12 protein-coding genes are annotated in these 14,305 nt (G+C 70.9%); 9 read left to right on the top strand and 3 right to left on the bottom strand.

The window, feature by feature from the left end:
- Positions 1-13 precede the first annotated feature (13 nt).
- The gene (locus ABZZ79_RS01625; RefSeq protein WP_356685292.1) at positions 14-499 is read right to left on the bottom strand and encodes a ribose-5-phosphate isomerase; all 486 of its coding nucleotides are present in this window, start codon (positions 497-499) and stop codon (positions 14-16) included.
- Between the two features lie 215 nt (positions 500-714).
- Here ABZZ79_RS01625 and ABZZ79_RS01620 point away from each other — a divergent pair, with 215 nt between their 5' ends.
- Positions 715-2,178: an amino acid permease gene (locus ABZZ79_RS01620; protein ID WP_356685290.1), complete on the top strand. Its 1,464-nt coding sequence runs from the start codon at positions 715-717 to the stop codon at positions 2,176-2,178.
- Positions 2,179-2,469: 291 nt separating this feature from the next.
- Here ABZZ79_RS01620 and ABZZ79_RS01615 read toward each other — a convergent pair whose 3' ends face one another.
- Positions 2,470-3,051, bottom strand: a complete 582-nt coding sequence (locus ABZZ79_RS01615; protein WP_356685288.1) for a biotin transporter BioY — start codon at positions 3,049-3,051, stop codon at positions 2,470-2,472.
- A gap of 438 nt (positions 3,052-3,489) precedes the next feature.
- Here ABZZ79_RS01615 and ABZZ79_RS01610 point away from each other — a divergent pair, with 438 nt between their 5' ends.
- From ABZZ79_RS01610 to ABZZ79_RS01580, 7 genes are all read left to right on the top strand, one after another.
- Positions 3,490-4,689 carry an ROK family protein gene (locus tag ABZZ79_RS01610; RefSeq protein WP_356685286.1) on the top strand — a complete coding sequence of 400 codons (1,200 nt, stop codon included), beginning with the start codon at positions 3,490-3,492 and terminating at the stop codon, positions 4,687-4,689.
- A 204-nt stretch (positions 4,690-4,893) separates the two neighbouring features.
- Positions 4,894-5,961: an ABC transporter substrate-binding protein gene (locus ABZZ79_RS01605; protein ID WP_356685284.1), complete on the top strand. Its 1,068-nt coding sequence runs from the start codon at positions 4,894-4,896 to the stop codon at positions 5,959-5,961.
- A gap of 5 nt (positions 5,962-5,966) precedes the next feature.
- A complete protein-coding gene (locus ABZZ79_RS01600; protein WP_356685282.1) occupies positions 5,967-6,815 on the top strand; it encodes an ABC transporter permease in 849 nt (282 codons plus the stop codon).
- Positions 6,791-7,525 carry an ABC transporter ATP-binding protein gene (locus tag ABZZ79_RS01595; protein WP_356685280.1) on the top strand — a complete coding sequence of 245 codons (735 nt, stop codon included), beginning with the start codon at positions 6,791-6,793 and terminating at the stop codon, positions 7,523-7,525. The genes ABZZ79_RS01600 and ABZZ79_RS01595 overlap by 25 nt, the downstream gene beginning before the upstream one ends.
- Positions 7,522-8,859, top strand: coding sequence for an LLM class flavin-dependent oxidoreductase (locus tag ABZZ79_RS01590; RefSeq protein ID WP_356685278.1), 1,338 nt, complete (start codon positions 7,522-7,524; stop codon positions 8,857-8,859). Before ABZZ79_RS01595 ends, ABZZ79_RS01590 begins: the two co-directional genes overlap by 4 nt.
- A 14-nt stretch (positions 8,860-8,873) precedes the next feature.
- Entirely contained in the window at positions 8,874-9,764 is an 891-nt protein-coding gene (locus ABZZ79_RS01585) for a TauD/TfdA family dioxygenase (protein ID WP_356685276.1), read from the top strand.
- A gap of 144 nt (positions 9,765-9,908) precedes the next feature.
- Complete coding sequence (locus ABZZ79_RS01580) at positions 9,909-10,550, top strand: superoxide dismutase (protein ID WP_356685274.1); 642 nt, start codon at positions 9,909-9,911, stop codon at positions 10,548-10,550.
- 107 nt (positions 10,551-10,657) lie between these two features.
- On the opposite strand, the gene ABZZ79_RS01575 is transcribed toward ABZZ79_RS01580, so the two are convergent.
- Positions 10,658-11,320 carry a DsbA family protein gene (locus ABZZ79_RS01575; RefSeq protein WP_356685272.1) on the bottom strand — a complete coding sequence of 221 codons (663 nt, stop codon included), beginning with the start codon at positions 11,318-11,320 and terminating at the stop codon, positions 10,658-10,660.
- Positions 11,321-11,504: 184 nt separating this feature from the next.
- Between ABZZ79_RS01575 and pepN the strand changes: the two genes are divergently transcribed.
- The gene (pepN, locus tag ABZZ79_RS01570) at positions 11,505-14,090 is read left to right on the top strand and encodes an aminopeptidase N (RefSeq protein ID WP_356685270.1); all 2,586 of its coding nucleotides are present in this window, start codon (positions 11,505-11,507) and stop codon (positions 14,088-14,090) included.
- The last annotated feature ends 215 nt before the right edge of the window (positions 14,091-14,305 follow it).

Genomic DNA, 14,305 nt, shown 5'->3' with positions numbered 1-14,305 from the left:
GTGCCCTGCCTTTCTACTGCTGCGGGTGGTGCGCCGGGATCGGGGGCAGGTCGCCGGTGGTCTCGTACCCCGCGAGCATCTCGATGCGGCGGATGTGGCGCTCGTCACCGGAGAAGGGCGTGCCCAGGAAGATCTCGACGAACTTCGTCGCCTCCTCCTGGGTGTGCATGCGGGCGCCGACCGCGACGACGTTGGCGTCGTTGTGCTCGCGGCCGAGCGCGGCGGTCTGCTCACTCCAGGCGAGGGCCGCCCGCACGCCCTTGACCTTGTTGGCGGCGATCTGCTCGCCGTTGCCGGAGCCGCCGATCACGATGCCGAGGGAGCCGGCGTCCGCGGCGGTGCGCTCCGCGGCCCGCAGGCAGAACGGCGGGTAGTCGTCCTGGGCGTCGTAGATGTGGGGGCCGCAGTCGACGGGCTCGTGCCCTGCCGCCTTGAGCCACTCGACGAGGTGGTTCTTGAGTTCGTAGCCCGCATGGTCGGAGCCGAGATACACGCGCATGGGAGGAGTGTGTCATGCGCGGCCGGGAAGCAGCGGGGCGGGTGACCGACGGCACGACTGTGACGAAGACTATAGAACCTCAGGGAAACCTCAAGTAACGATCTGGATTCAAAGGTTCACGAATCCAGTTGCCTCCGATTCACTGGACCGGCTCGTGCACCACTCCCTGATTGCGCACGAGTCCCCCCTCCCCCGGCGCAAAGGAAATCCATCCAATGACCTCGCAGCCGAACCCGGCGAAGAGCACCGGAGATCCCGGTCCCGGTCTCCACGCAGGGCTGAAGAACCGGCACCTTTCCATGATCGCCATCGGCGGTGTGATCGGTGCCGGCCTGTTCGTCGGCTCCAGCGTGGGCATCGCGACCGCCGGCCCCGGCATCCTGCTGTCGTACGCCCTCGTCGGCACGCTCGTGGTGCTGGTGATGCGGATGCTCGGCGAGATGTCCGCGGCCAACCCGTCGTCCGGTTCCTTCTCCGCGCACGCCGACCGGGCGCTCGGCCGCTGGGCCGGGTTCTCCATCGGCTGGCTGTACTGGTTCTTCTGGGTCGTCGTGCTCGCCGTCGAGGCGACCGCCGGCGCCGCCATCCTGGAGGGATGGATCCCCGCCGTCCCGCAGTGGGCCTGGGCGCTGATCGTGATGGTCGTGCTGACCGCCACCAACCTGGTCTCCGTCGGCTCCTACGGTGAGTTCGAGTTCTGGTTCGCCGGGATCAAGGTCGTCGCCATCGCCGCGTTCATCGTCGTCGGCGGCCTGGCCGTCTTCGGCGTGCTGCCGGGCGCCGACAGCGACAAGGCCGGGCTGTCCAACCTGACCGAGCACGGCGGCTTCCTGCCCAACGGGCCCGGCGCGATCCTCACCGGTGTGCTGCTCGTCGTCTTCTCCTTCATGGGCAGCGAGATCGCCACCCTGGCCGCCGGCGAGTCCGAGGACCCGCAGCGCGCGGTCACCAAGTCCACCAACAGCATCATCTGGCGTATCGCCGTCTTCTACCTCGGCTCGATCCTCGTCGTGGTCTCGCTGCTGCCGTGGAACGACCCGGCCATCAAGGAGGACGGCCCCTACGTCGCCGCGCTGGACTCCCTGGGCATCGCGCACGCCGGTCAGATCATGAACTTCATCGTGCTGACCTCGGTGCTGTCCTGCCTCAACTCCGGTCTGTACACCGCCTCCCGCATGGCCTTCTCGCTGGGCCAGCGCGGTGACGCGCCGAAGGCCTTCGCGAAGACCACCGCCAACGGTGTGCCGCGCACGGCCATCCTGGTCTCCGTGGTGTTCGGCTTCGTCGCGGTGTTCTTCAACTACAAGTTCCCGGACTCCGTCTTCCTCTTCCTGGTCAACTCCTCCGGCGCGGTCGCCCTGTTCGTGTGGCTGGTGATCTGCTTCTCGCAGCTGCGCATGCGGAAGATCATCCAGGCCGAGGCGCCGGAGAAGCTCGTCGTGAAGATGTGGCTGTACCCGTACCTGACCTGGGCCGCGGCCGGGCTGATCGTCTTCGTCCTCGGCTACATGCTCACCGACACCGAGCACGACGGCCGCGAGACCGTGCTGCTGTCGCTGATGGTCGCCGCGGTCGTGCTGGTGATCGCCGTGGTCCGGCAGAAGCTGGGCGCCGGGCGTCCGGCCGCCGTCGCCGAGGCGGCCCCGGCCGAGCCGGCGGACAAGGTCACGACCGGCTGACCTCCTTCCTCGCCGAGGGCCCCGCGGCAGCACTGCCGCGGGGCCCTTCGCGGTTCGCCGTTCGTCGTCGTTCTTCGCGGTTCGCCGTTCGTCGTTCGCCGTGGGGCGGCGGGCGCGGGACTGCTCACCGCGGGTGCGGCCGGTCTGTGGTGGTCGCGCCGGCCGCGCGAGACCGCGCGGGGAGCGTGAGACGCACCCCAGTGCGGGGGAGGCGTGACGGCGTTCCCTCCGGGACGCGAAGAGGCTCGCCGGTCGGTCCGGCGAGCCTCTTCGTCGACGTACGGCGCTGGTTCAGCGCTTGACGAGCTTCCAGGCGCTCGGCAGCAGCCCCATCGCGAGGGCGGCCTTGAGGGCGTCGCCCAGCAGGAACGGCGTGAGGCCCGCGGCGATCGCGGCCGAGGCGGACATGCCGGTGGCCAGGGCCAGGTAGGGCACGCCGACGGCGTAGATGATCGCCTCTCCCAGCAGCATCGCCAGGGCCGTGCGCAGCACGCCGCGGTCGGCCCCGCGGCGGGCCAGGGCGCCGACGACGGTGGAGGCCAGGATCATGCCGAGGATGTAGCCGAAGGACGGGGCGGTTCCGCCGGAGGTGGCGTCGGCGAACCACGGCACACCGGCGATGCCCGCCAGCGCGTACAGCGCGAGCGAGAGGAAACCGCGGCCGGCGCCCAGGGTCGTGCCGACGAGCAGCGCGGCGAAGGTCTGGCCGGTCACCGGGACCGGGGAGCCGGGCACGGGCACCGAGATCTGCGCCGCGAGCCCGGTCAGCGCGGCGCCGCCGACGACGAGCGCGATGTCACGGACGCGCGAGGCCGGCAGCAGGTCGGCGAGGACCTGCCCCGGGCGGACGGGGGCGGCGGCAGCGGTGCTCATGGGGACTCCGCGGAGGGGTGTGGGCAGTTGGGGACAGCGCGACGCTATCCCAGCGTCCTCGAATCGATCACCGTCAGCGCTCGACAAAGGCCGGAGCGCGACCTTGATGGAATCCCAACAAAGGATGCCCATTACATGCGGGAGGAGGTGATGACGGTCACTGAGGCAGTGGCGATCTGGTCACAGGTGGAGTGTTTCGAGTTTATGTAGAGACTCACCAAACAGCATGTCACGCCCTGGCCGGACCCGGCGGGCAGGGCCTACCCTTCCAGCCATGGTCGCCCAGGCTCGGAACCTCACGTCGCGTCGCTATGTCGACCTGCGCCGCCAGGGCACGGCCACCTGTCGCCGCCTCCTCGGGTGAGGCGGCGCGGACCGCTTCGGCGTCTCCTCGCCCGGTGCACGGCACAGAGTCGGACCGGCCCCTGAGGAACTGTCATGCCCCGTACCGCGGTATCCGCCCCAGCCTCCCCCGTGCCCCGCGCCGCCGACAGCGACCGGCGGCGCACCAGCGCCAGCGTCGTGCTCCGCTCGGTGCTGGAGCACGGGCCGGTGGCCCGCAGCACCATCGCCCGGCTGACCGGGCTGTCCCCGGCGTCGGTGACGGACTACTGCGCCCGGTTCGCCGAACTGGGCCTGCTCCGCGAGACGGTGGCCCCGCCGCGCGCGCGGGGGGCCGGACGGCCGCATGTGCCGGTCGACCTGGACGTCTCGCGGTTCGTCGTGGGCGGGGTGCACATAGCCGTGCCCTACACCACGGTCGCGCTGCTGGACCTGCGCGGCCGGGTGCTGGCCGAGCGGGAGCTGCCGCACGAGAGCACCGAGCCCTCCCTCGTGCTGGCGCGTGCCGCCACCGCGCTCGCGGGCCTGTTCGCCGGGGCGCCGGGCGGCCGGCCGCTGGGCGTCGGGGTGGCGGTGGGCGGCTGGGTGGACCGGGAGGCGGGCACGGTCGTCGACCATCCGCTGCTGGGCTGGCGGGAGGTGGCGGTGCGGGAGCGGCTCGGCGCGCTGACCGGGCTGCCGGTGCGGGTGGACGGGCACGCGCGGGCGCTGGTCGACGGCGAGCGGCTGTTCGGCCGGGCGCGCGGCAGCCGCAGTCTGCTGCATCTCTTCGCCGGCAATGTGGTGGACGCGGCGTTCGCCACCCATGACGAGGTGCACCACGGGCCGCGCTCGCAGGCCGGGGCGATCGCCCATCTGCCGCTGCCCGGCGGCACGGAGCCGTGCGACTGCGGCCGGACCGGCTGCCTCCAGGCCGAGTTGAGCGAGCGGACCCTGTGCCGCAGGGCGCGCGCGGCCGGGGTCGCGGAGGGCATGAACCCGATGCATGTCGTGGCCGCGGCGGCGGCCGGCGACAAGGCGGCCGCCGGGCTGCTGGTGCGGCGGGCCCGGCTGGTGGGGCGGGCGGCAGGCCTGCTGCTGGACGTGCTCAATCCGGAGACGGTCGTCGTCACCGAGGTCGGGGTGATCCATCGCGAGGACTGCCTGGCGGCCCTGCGCGAGGAGGCCGGGCCGGAGCGCGCGGCAGCCGTGCTCCCGACGAGCTTTCCGGAATCCGTGCTGGCCGTGGCGGGCGGCTCGGTGATTCTCGACGCGCTTTATCGAGATCCACTGAGCGTGTCACCCGAGATGAATTAATTCAGAAACTCCGAATGTTGACAAGAGTCGAGGAAAGCAAGGAACATGCTGGTCATGAGCCTTCGCCTGCACTGTTGTGCCTCTTGTTGCTGACACGTTGCCCCGTGTGAAGCGCTCATTTCCTGTTGCGTGAATTTCCCTGTCGGGCCGTCTGCGTCCGTATTTTCTCCTGCCTTCTCACTCCATGCACAAGGGAGTCCTGCCATGCCTTCTCCAACGGTGTCCGGTCTCGATCGCCGGCTCTTCCTGACCTCCGCGCTCGGTGCCGCCGCGGCGGTCGCCGGGCTGAGCGGCTGCGCGGAGAGCAGCGCCGCCACCTCGTCGAAGGGCGCCTCGACGGCCCCGCTCGCCGACAAGGTCCCGGCGGGCACGAGCCTGAAGGTCGGGTCCTTCCAGGGCACCCAGCAGCTCCAGTTCAAGCTGGCGAAACTGGGCAAGCTGCCCTTCGAGGTCTCCAGCTGGGTGAACGTCGCCGCCGGACCCGATGTCATCAACGCCTTCCGGGCCCAGTCGCTGGATCTCGCCAACAACGCGGGCATCCCGCCGATCCAGGCACACTTCCAGGGCTTCGACGCGAAGATCGTCGCGATCAACATCACCCGCAAGCCCAACTACGTCTTCGCCACCAAGCCCGGCAGCGACATCCGCACGGTGGCCGACTTCAAGGGCCGCAAGCTCGCCTTCTCCCAGGGTCAGGCCCAGGGAGTGGTCCTGCTGCGGGCACTGAAGAAGGCGGGTCTGGCCTACGACGACGTGCAGCTGGTCCCGCTGACCAGCAACCAGTTCCTCACCGCCCTGCAGTCGGGCCAGGTGGACATCGCCCCGCTCGGCAACACCCAGTCGCCCGCCTATCTGGCGCAGTACGAGTCCAAGGGCGCCCGGATCATCACCACCGACGTGGTCGACCTGCTCAACCTGCTGTGGGCGCCGACCAGCGTGCTGAACGACCGCGCGAAGGCGGCCGCGGTCGCCGCCTACATCCCGCACTGGGCCAAGGGCTCGGTGTGGACGTACGAGAATCCCGACATCTGGAACGAGGAGTTCTACGTCAAGACGCAGAACCTGACCCTGCCGCAGGCGCAGAGCATCAGTGAGCTGGCCAACAAGCCGCTGTTCCCGCCCAGCTGGGCCGAGGCGATCCGCTGGGAGCAGGAGACGGCCGATCTGCTCGCGGAGGGCGGCTTCGTGAAGAAGTTCGACGTGGCCTCGCTGTTCGACCACCGCTTCGAGGCCATCGCCGCGCGGTCCGTGCCCGCGGAGTACCGGAGGTGAGCGCGGTGACCACGACCACGACCACGACCACGACCGCCCCCGTCGCCGCGAAGGCCCCGAGAACCGCCCGAAGGCGGCGGCGCAGCCTCTCCCCCGGCAAGCGTCTGCCCGCCACCCGGCTGGTCGGCCCGCTCCTGTTCCTCGCGCTGTGGGCCGCGGCCTCGGCCGCCGGACGGCTCGACCCGGCGGCGATACCGGCGCCCTGGACGGTGGTGGAGACCGGCGCCCATCTGTGGACCGACGGCACCCTGAACACGGACATCCTGACCTCCCTGCAACGGGCGGCCTCGGGCTTCGCGATCGGCCTGACGGCCGGCGTCGCCCTCGCGCTCGCGTCCGGACTCAGCCGGGTCGGGGAGGCGCTGATCGACGGGACGGTGAACCTCAACCGGGCGATCCCCACCCTCGGTCTGATCCCGCTGTTCATCCTCTGGCTGGGCATCGGCGAGACCTTCAAGATCGCCATCATCGCGATCGTCGTCTACATACCGATCTACCTCAACACGCACGCCGCGCTGTCCGGCATCGACAGCCGGTTCGTCGAACTCGCCGAGGTGCAGGGGCTGGGCCGCTTCCAGTTCATCCGCCAGATCGTCGTTCCCGGCGCACTGCCCGGATTCTTCGTGGGACTCCGGCTCGGCGTGACCGGCTCCTGGCTCGGCCTGGTGGTGCTGGAGCAGATCAACGCCACCAGCGGACTCGGCTACATGATGTTCCAGGCCCAGAACTACGGCCAGTCGGACGTCATCCTCGTCGGCCTGGTCGTCTACGGCATCTTCGGCCTCGCCTCCGACAGTGCGGTCCGCCTCATCGAACGGAGGGTGCTGTCATGGCGACGCACACTGAGCAACTGACCCGTCCCGCCGTCCAGTTGCGCGGCCTGACCCGGTCGTTCGACGGACGCATCGTCCTCGACGGCGTCGACCTGGACATCCCCGCCGGCCAGTTCATCGCCCTGCTCGGGCACAGCGGCTCCGGCAAGTCCACGCTGCTGCGGGCCGTGGCGGGCCTGGACCACGAGGTGACCGGAAGCGGACAGCTCACCGCCCCGGAGCGGATCTCCGTGGTGTTCCAGGACTCCCGGCTGCTGCCCTGGCGCCGGGTGCTGGACAACGTACTGCTCGGCACGGAGGGTTCGGACGGCGACGCCAAGGGGCGCGCGGCCCTCGAAGAGGTCGGGCTGAAGGGGCGCGAGCGGGCCTGGCCGAACGAGCTGTCCGGCGGTGAGGCCCAGCGCGCGGCCCTCGCCCGGTCGCTGGTGCGCGAGCCCGAACTGCTGCTGGCGGACGAGCCGTTCGGGGCGCTCGACGCGCTGACCCGGATCCGGATGCACGGCCTGCTGCGGGAGCTGTGGGAGCGCCACCGGCCCTCGGTGCTGCTGGTCACGCACGACGTGGACGAGGCGATCGTGCTCGCCGACCGCGTGCTCGTGCTCGACAGCGGCCGTATCGGCCTCGACCTGACCATCGACCGCCCGCATCCGCGCTCGTACCGCGATCCACGGCTCGGCGAGTACCGGGAGCGGCTGCTTGCCGCCCTGGGTGTGACGGAGGACCAGTCATGACGAGACAACTGCACCTCAACGCCTTCCTGATGAGCACCGGCCACCACGAGGCGTCCTGGCGGCTGCCGGAGAGCGATCCGTACGCCCATGTGGACCTGGCGCACTATGTGCGCCTGGCGCGGATCGCCGAGCGGGGCACCTTCGACTCGCTGTTCCTCGCCGACGGGCCGCAGCTGTGGGGCAGTGTGGGCCAGCGGCCGGCCGGCGCGCTGGAGCCGCTCACGCTGCTGACCGCGCTCGCGACGGCCACCGAGCACATCGGCCTGATCGCCACCGCGTCCACGTCGTACAACTCGCCCTACAACCTGGCCCGCAGGTTCGCCTCCCTGGACATCGTCAGCGGTGGCCGGGCCGGCTGGAACATCGTCACCACCGCCGGCGCGGACGCGGCCCGCAACTTCGGACTGGACGCCGAGCCCGCGCACGCCGAACGGTACGCGCGTGCCGCGGAGTTCCTCGACGTGTCGCTGAAGCTGTGGGACAGCTGGGAGGACGACGCGATCGTCGCCGACAAGGCGGCCGGCGTGTGGGGCGACGACGCCCGGATCCACCCACCGCGCCACAAGGGCGCCTACTTCAGCGTCGAGGGCGCGCTCAACGTGCCCCGCTCCCCGCAGGGCTACCCGCTGCTGGTGCAGGCCGGGTCCTCCGAGAACGGGAAGGACTTCGCCGCCCGGTACGCGGAGGCGGTGTTCACCGCGCAGCAGACCATCGAGGACGCGCAGGCCTTCTACGCCGACCTCAAGTCCCGCACCGTGGCTGCGGGCCGCGACCCGGAGCACATCAAGGTGCTGCCCGGCATCGTCCCGGTGGTCGGCTCCACCGAGGCCGAGGCACGGGACCAGGAGCAGGTGCTGGAGGACCACATCGTGCACACGCACGGCGTGACCAATCTGGAGCGGCTGCTGAACCTGCCCCCCGGAACCCTGGAGCTGGACGGCCGGCTGCCCGACGACCTGCCCCCGGACTCCGCGATCGAGGGCGCCCGCAGCCGCTACACGCTCGTGGTGGAGCTGGCCCGGCGCGACAGGCTCACCGTGCGGCAGCTGATCGGGCGGCTCGGCGGCGGACGCGGCCATCTCACCTTCGCGGGAACGCCCGAGCAGGTCGCCGACACCATCGAGACCTGGTTCACCCGGGGCGCCGCCGACGGCTTCAACATCATGCCCGCCGTCCTGCCCTCCGGGCTGGACACCTTCGTCGACCAGGTCGTCCCACTGCTGCGCGCCCGCGGCCTGCTGCGCACCGAGTACGGCCCGCGCCGCACCCTGCGGGACCGCTACGGCCTGCCCCGCCCCGCCAACCAGCACACGCTCGCCGCCTCCCTCGTCTGAAAGGAACCGTCCCCATGAGCATCGACATCCGCAAGGTCACCGCCCGTATCGGCGCCGAGGTCAGCGGCGTCGACCTGACCGCGCCGCTCGAGGAGAAGACCGTCACCGCGATCCGGGAGGCCCTGAACGTCCACAAGGCGCTCGTGTTCGACGCGAGGGGCCTGGACGACGAGGGCCAGCAGGCCTTCGCCCGGCACTTCGGAGAGCTGACCAGCGCCCACCCGACCGTGCCGGCCGTCGAGGGCGCGCCGAACGTGCTGCCCGTCGACAGCGAGGCCGGCCGCGCCAACCACTGGCACACGGACGTCACCTTCGTCCTCAACCCGCCGCAGGCCAGCACCCTGCGCAGCATCACGATCCCGCCGTACGGCGGCGAGACCCTGATCGCGAACGCGGCGGCCGCCTACCGGGACCTGCCGGAACCGCTGCGGAAGCTGGCCGACACCCTGTGGGCCGAGCACACCAACGACTACGACTACGCGGTGCCCGCGGAGGAGGTCGACGAGGACCAGGCCGCACTGCGCGCCCAGTTCACGTCGATCAGGTACCGCACCGCGCACCCGGTGGTCCGGGTGCATCCGCTGACCGGGGAGCGGGGCCTGTTCATCGGCGGGTTCGCCCAGCGGATCGTGGGCCTGTCGGTGGGCGAGTCCCGCAAGATCCTCGATCTGCTCCAGGCGTACGTCACCCGGCCGGAGAACATCCTGCGGCACCGCTGGTCGCCGGAGCAGCTCGTGCTGTTCGACAACCGCATCACCCAGCACTACGCCATCGACAACTACGACGGTCTGCCGCGCCGGCTGCACCGGGTGACGGTGGCCGGTGACGTGCCGGTCGGCATCGAGGGCAAGGAGAGCTACTCGATCGAGGGCGACGCGACGCACTACACGGCCGTCGCCGGGTAACCGCACCGGCCCCCTCGCCCCGCCGAGCCCCGCCGAGCCCCGCCGTCGCGATGCCGCGAAAGCCCCCGGTGATCCACCCGGGGGCTTTTTGCTGTTAGCTTGTTATTGCGAACTACTTGCAATAAGAGGTCGGAGGGGACCCTCATGCCCGTGTACACGCTGCCTGAACTGCCGTACGACTACTCCGCACTGGCGCCCGTGATCAGCCCGGAGATCATCGAGCTGCACCACGACAAGCACCACGCGGCGTACGTGAAGGGCGCCAACGACACCCTGGAGCAGCTCGCCGAGGCGCGGGACAAGGACCGGTGGGGCTCGGTCAACGGGCTGGAGAAGAACCTGGCCTTCCACCTCTCCGGCCACATCCTGCACTCGATCTACTGGCACAACATGACCGGCGACGGCGGTGGCGAGCCGCTGGACGAGGACGGCGTGGGCGAGCTGGCCGACGCCGTCGCGGAGTCCTTCGGGTCGTTCGCCGCCTTCAAGGCGCAGCTGTCCAAGGCCGCCGCGACCACCCAGGGTTCGGGCTGGGGCGTGCTGGCGTACGAGCCGCTGAGCGGGCGCCTGATCGTCGAGCAGGTCTACGACCACCAGGGCAACGTCGGCCAGGGCTCCACCCCGATCCTGGTCTTCGACGCCTGGGAGCACGCCTTCTACCTCCAGTACAGGAACCAGAAGGCCGACTTCGTCGAGGCGATGTGGCAGGTCGTCGACTGGCAGGACGTGGCCAGGCGCCACGCCGCCGCCAAGGAGCGCGGGGACGGCCTGCTGCCGGCGCCCTGACGGGATGCCCTGCTCGTGATCGTCTTCTCACCGTTGACCGGGCAGGCGCGTGAAAAGGGAAGGGCCCCCGCGAGGACTGGACTCGCGGGGGCCCTTCCGGCTCCGTGTCAGAGGTTGCTGAAATCAGGGCCCTTGGTGCGGGTGCGCTTGATCTCGTAGAACCCGGGCACCGAGGCGACCGCCACCGCGCCGTCCCACAGGCGGACGGCGTCCTCGCCCTTGGGGGCGGGAGTGACGACCGGGCCGAAGAACGCTATCTGCTCGCCGTTCGGGCCGGGCAGGGCGATGACCGGGGTGCCGACGTCCTGGCCGACCTTGTCGATGCCCTCCTTGTGGGAGGCGCGCAGCTCGGCGTCGAACTCGAAGTTCTCCTGATCGGCGTACTCGATCAGGTCGGCGGGCAGGCCGGCGTCGGCGAGCGCGCCGGCCAGGGCCTCGCGGGTGGCGCCCTCCCCTTGGTTGTGGATACGGGTGCCGAGGGCGGTGTAGAGCGGGCCGAGGACGTCCTCGCCGTGCTTCTGCCAGGCGGCGGTGACCACGCGCACCGGCTGCCAGGCCGTGGTGGCGAGCATCTCCCGGTAGGCCTCGGGCAGCTCGTCGAGCTTGGGCTCGTTGAGGACGGCGAGGCTCATGATGTGCCAGCGGACCTCGATGTCCCGGTACTTCTCCACCTCCAGCACCCAGCGCGAGGTCATCCACGCCCAGGGACACAGCGGGTCGAACCAGAAGTCGACGGGGGTCTTCGCGGGCGTGCTCGCGGTCTCGGACATGGCTCTCCTACTCGTACGGGCTTCTCACCTCGCAACACCCCCGGCAGGCTGCCCCATTCCCGGCTACCCCGCGTCAGGGGCGCATGGCAGGATCGGTGCTGTTCAGCATCCGAGACGACCGGCGTCGACGACGACCGGCGCCGAGGACGACGTACATCCGTGACGACCCGAGGGAGTGCCGCCCGTGCCCGGTGAGAATCTGTCCCGCGACGAGGCCCGCGAGCGCGCCGCGCTGCTGTCCGTGGACGGCTACGAGGTCTCGCTCGACCTGCGCTCCGCCGTCGGTGAGCACAGCGGGGACGGGCCGCGGACCTTCCGGTCCGTGACGACGATCCGGTTCCGCTGCGCCGAGCCCGGCGCGAGCAGCTTCGCCGACCTCATCGCGCCGAGCGTGACGGCCGTCTCGCTGAACGGCCGTGACCTGGACCCAGGCGAGGTCTTCGACGGGTCCCGCATCCTGCTGGAGGACCTGGCCGCCGACAACGAACTGGTCGTGGACGCGCAGTGCGCCTACTCGCGCACGGGTGAGGGAATGCACCGCTTCGTCGACCCCGAGGACGGCGAGGTGTACCTGTACACCCAGTACGAGCCGGCCGACTCCCGACGGGTTTTCGCCAACTTCGAGCAGCCCGACCTCAAGTCCCCGTTCCGCTTCGAGGTGCGCGCGCCCGAGGGCTGGACCGTGTGGAGCAACGGGGCCGGCCAACTCGCCGACGGGGTGTGGCGGTTCGCGGAGACCAAGCCGATCTCCACGTACATCACCTGTGTGGTGGCGGGTCCGTACCACTATGTGACCGACAGCTACACGCGGACGTTCGAGGACGGCGGCACGCTGGAGATCCCGCTCGGCGCGATGTGCCGCAAGGGGCTCGCCCCGCACTTCGACGCGGACGACGTCTTCCTGGTCACCAAGCAGGGTCTGGACTTCTTCCACGACCACTTCGACTACCCGTACCCGTTCGGCAAGTACGACCAGGCGTTCGTGCCCGAGTACAACCTCGGCGCGATGGAGAACCCGGGTCTGGTGACCTTCCGCGAGGAGTACATCTTCCGCGGCAAGGTGACGCAGGCCTCGTACGAGGCGCGGGCCAACGTCATCCTGCACGAGATGGCGCACATGTGGTTCGGCGACCTGGTCACCATGGAGTGGTGGGACGACCTGTGGCTGAAGGAGTCCTTCGCGGACTTCATGGGCTCGTTCGCGCTGGTGGGCGCGACCCGCTTCACCGACGGCTGGATCACCTTCGCCAACCGGCGCAAGGCGTGGGCCTACCGCGCCGACCAGCTGCCCTCCACGCATCCCGTGACGGCCGACATCCGTGACCTGCAGGACGCCAAGCTCAACTTCGACGGCATCACGTACGCCAAGGGCGCGTCCGTGCTCAAGCAGCTGGTGGCGTACGTCGGCCAGGACGCCTTCCTGGAGGGCGCCCGGCGCTACTTCAAGCGGCACGCGTACGGCAACACGCGGCTCGGGGACCTGCTGTCGGCGCTGGAGGAGACCAGCGGGCGGGACATGGGCACGTGGGCGCGGTCCTGGCTGCAGACGGCCGGGGTGAACTCGCTGACCCCGCAGGTGCTGCTGACGCCCGAGGGGCGGATCGAGGAGCTGGCGGTGGTCCAGGAGGCCGCCGAGTCCTACCCCGAGCTGCGCCCGCACCGGGTGGCCATCGGTCTGTACCGGCGCGGCGCGGGCCCCGAGGGTCCGGTGCTGGAGCGGTACGCGCGGGCCGAGACGGACGTCGACGGGGCGCGCACGGTGGTTTCGGAGCTGGCGGGCGCCGAGGCGCCGGACCTGGTGCTGGTCAACGACGACGACCTGACGTACTGCAAGACCCGCTTCGACGAGACCTCGCTGGCGGCGCTGCGCGACGGCCTCGGGCACATGACCGACCCGCTGGCGCGGGCGCTGTGCTGGTCGGCGCTGTGGAACATGACGCGGGACGCGCTGCTGCCGGCGCGGGAGTTCATCGGTCTGGTGCTGAAGTTCGCGGGCCGGGAGACCGACATCGGTGTGCTCCAGATGCTGCACGCGTGGGCGGAGTCGGCGGCGGTGCACTACGTCACGCCCGAGCGGCGCGAGGAGGTCGGGCGGGAGCTGTGCCAGGGCGCCACGGCCCAGCTGTTCGCGGCCGAGCCCGGCAGTGAGCACCAGCTGGCGTGGGCGCGGTTCTTCGCGCACGCGGCCGATGTGCCGACCGCCTTCGAGCTGTTGAGCACGCTGCTGGACGGCACGGAGACACTGCCGGGGCTGGAGGTCGACCAGGAGCTGCGCTGGGCGTTCCTGGAGGCGCTGGCCGTGCACGACGTGGTCGGCGAGAAGGAACTGGCGGAGGAGCTCTCGCGGGACGACACGGCGTCCGGCAAGCGGCATCAGGTGCGCTGCCTGGCCTCGCGGCCGGTGGCGGCGGTCAAGGCGCAGGCCTGGGCGCAGGTGGTGGAGTCGGACGAGCTGTCCAACGCGCTGGTGGAGGCGACCATCGCGGGCTTCGCGCCCGCTTCGCAGCGGGAGCTGACCGCGCCGTACACGTCGAAGTACTTCGCCGTGATCGAGCGGATCTGGGCCGAGCGGTCGATCCAGATCGGCATGGACGTGGTGAAGGGGCTGTTCCCCTCGCTCCAGGACTCGCCGGAGACCCTGGCGGCCACGGACGCCTGGCTGTCGGCCCACGAGGACGCGCCGCCCGCGCTGCGGCGGCTGGTGCTGGAGGCACGGGACGACCTGGCGCGGGGGCTGCGGGGCCAGGCCTGCGACGCCGCGGCCGGCTGACGGCCCGGCGGCCTGCTCGCGGGCCGGCGGGCCCGCGGACTGTTCTCCGGCGCGGGGCCCCGCGGGCTGTTCGCGGGCGCGGGGCTCCGCGGACTTTCCTCGGGCGCGGGGCTCCGCGGACTGTTCGCGGGCGCGGGGCTCCGCGGACTTTCCTCGGGCGCGGGGCTCCGCGGACTGTTCGCGGGCGCGGGGCTCCGCGGACTTTCCTCGGGCGC

The organism is Streptomyces sp. NPDC006458 (genome assembly GCF_040612135.1).
GTDB lineage: Bacteria > Actinomycetota > Actinomycetes > Streptomycetales > Streptomycetaceae > Streptomyces.
The sequence above is the reverse complement of the archived record's forward strand: the minus strand, read 5'-3'. Positions and strand labels throughout refer to the sequence as shown.

What these genes read in the sequence shown, in the direction of transcription:
- ABZZ79_RS01580 (WP_356685274.1), top strand. Translation starts at nt 9,909, where the DNA reads ATGCCCGTGTACACGCTGCCTGAACTGCCGTACGACTACTCCGCACTG.
- ABZZ79_RS01595 (WP_356685280.1), top strand. Translation starts at nt 6,791, where the DNA reads ATGGCGACGCACACTGAGCAACTGACCCGTCCCGCCGTCCAGTTGCGC.
- ABZZ79_RS01585 (WP_356685276.1), top strand. Translation starts at nt 8,874, where the DNA reads ATGAGCATCGACATCCGCAAGGTCACCGCCCGTATCGGCGCCGAGGTC.
- ABZZ79_RS01590 (WP_356685278.1), top strand. Translation starts at nt 7,522, where the DNA reads ATGACGAGACAACTGCACCTCAACGCCTTCCTGATGAGCACCGGCCAC.
- ABZZ79_RS01620 (WP_356685290.1), top strand. Translation starts at nt 715, where the DNA reads ATGACCTCGCAGCCGAACCCGGCGAAGAGCACCGGAGATCCCGGTCCC.
- ABZZ79_RS01575 (WP_356685272.1), bottom strand. Translation starts at nt 11,320, where the DNA reads ATGTCCGAGACCGCGAGCACGCCCGCGAAGACCCCCGTCGACTTCTGG.
- ABZZ79_RS01625 (WP_356685292.1), bottom strand. Translation starts at nt 499, where the DNA reads ATGCGCGTGTATCTCGGCTCCGACCATGCGGGCTACGAACTCAAGAAC.
- ABZZ79_RS01615 (WP_356685288.1), bottom strand. Translation starts at nt 3,051, where the DNA reads ATGAGCACCGCTGCCGCCGCCCCCGTCCGCCCGGGGCAGGTCCTCGCC.
- ABZZ79_RS01610 (WP_356685286.1), top strand. Translation starts at nt 3,490, where the DNA reads ATGCCCCGTACCGCGGTATCCGCCCCAGCCTCCCCCGTGCCCCGCGCC.
- ABZZ79_RS01605 (WP_356685284.1), top strand. Translation starts at nt 4,894, where the DNA reads ATGCCTTCTCCAACGGTGTCCGGTCTCGATCGCCGGCTCTTCCTGACC.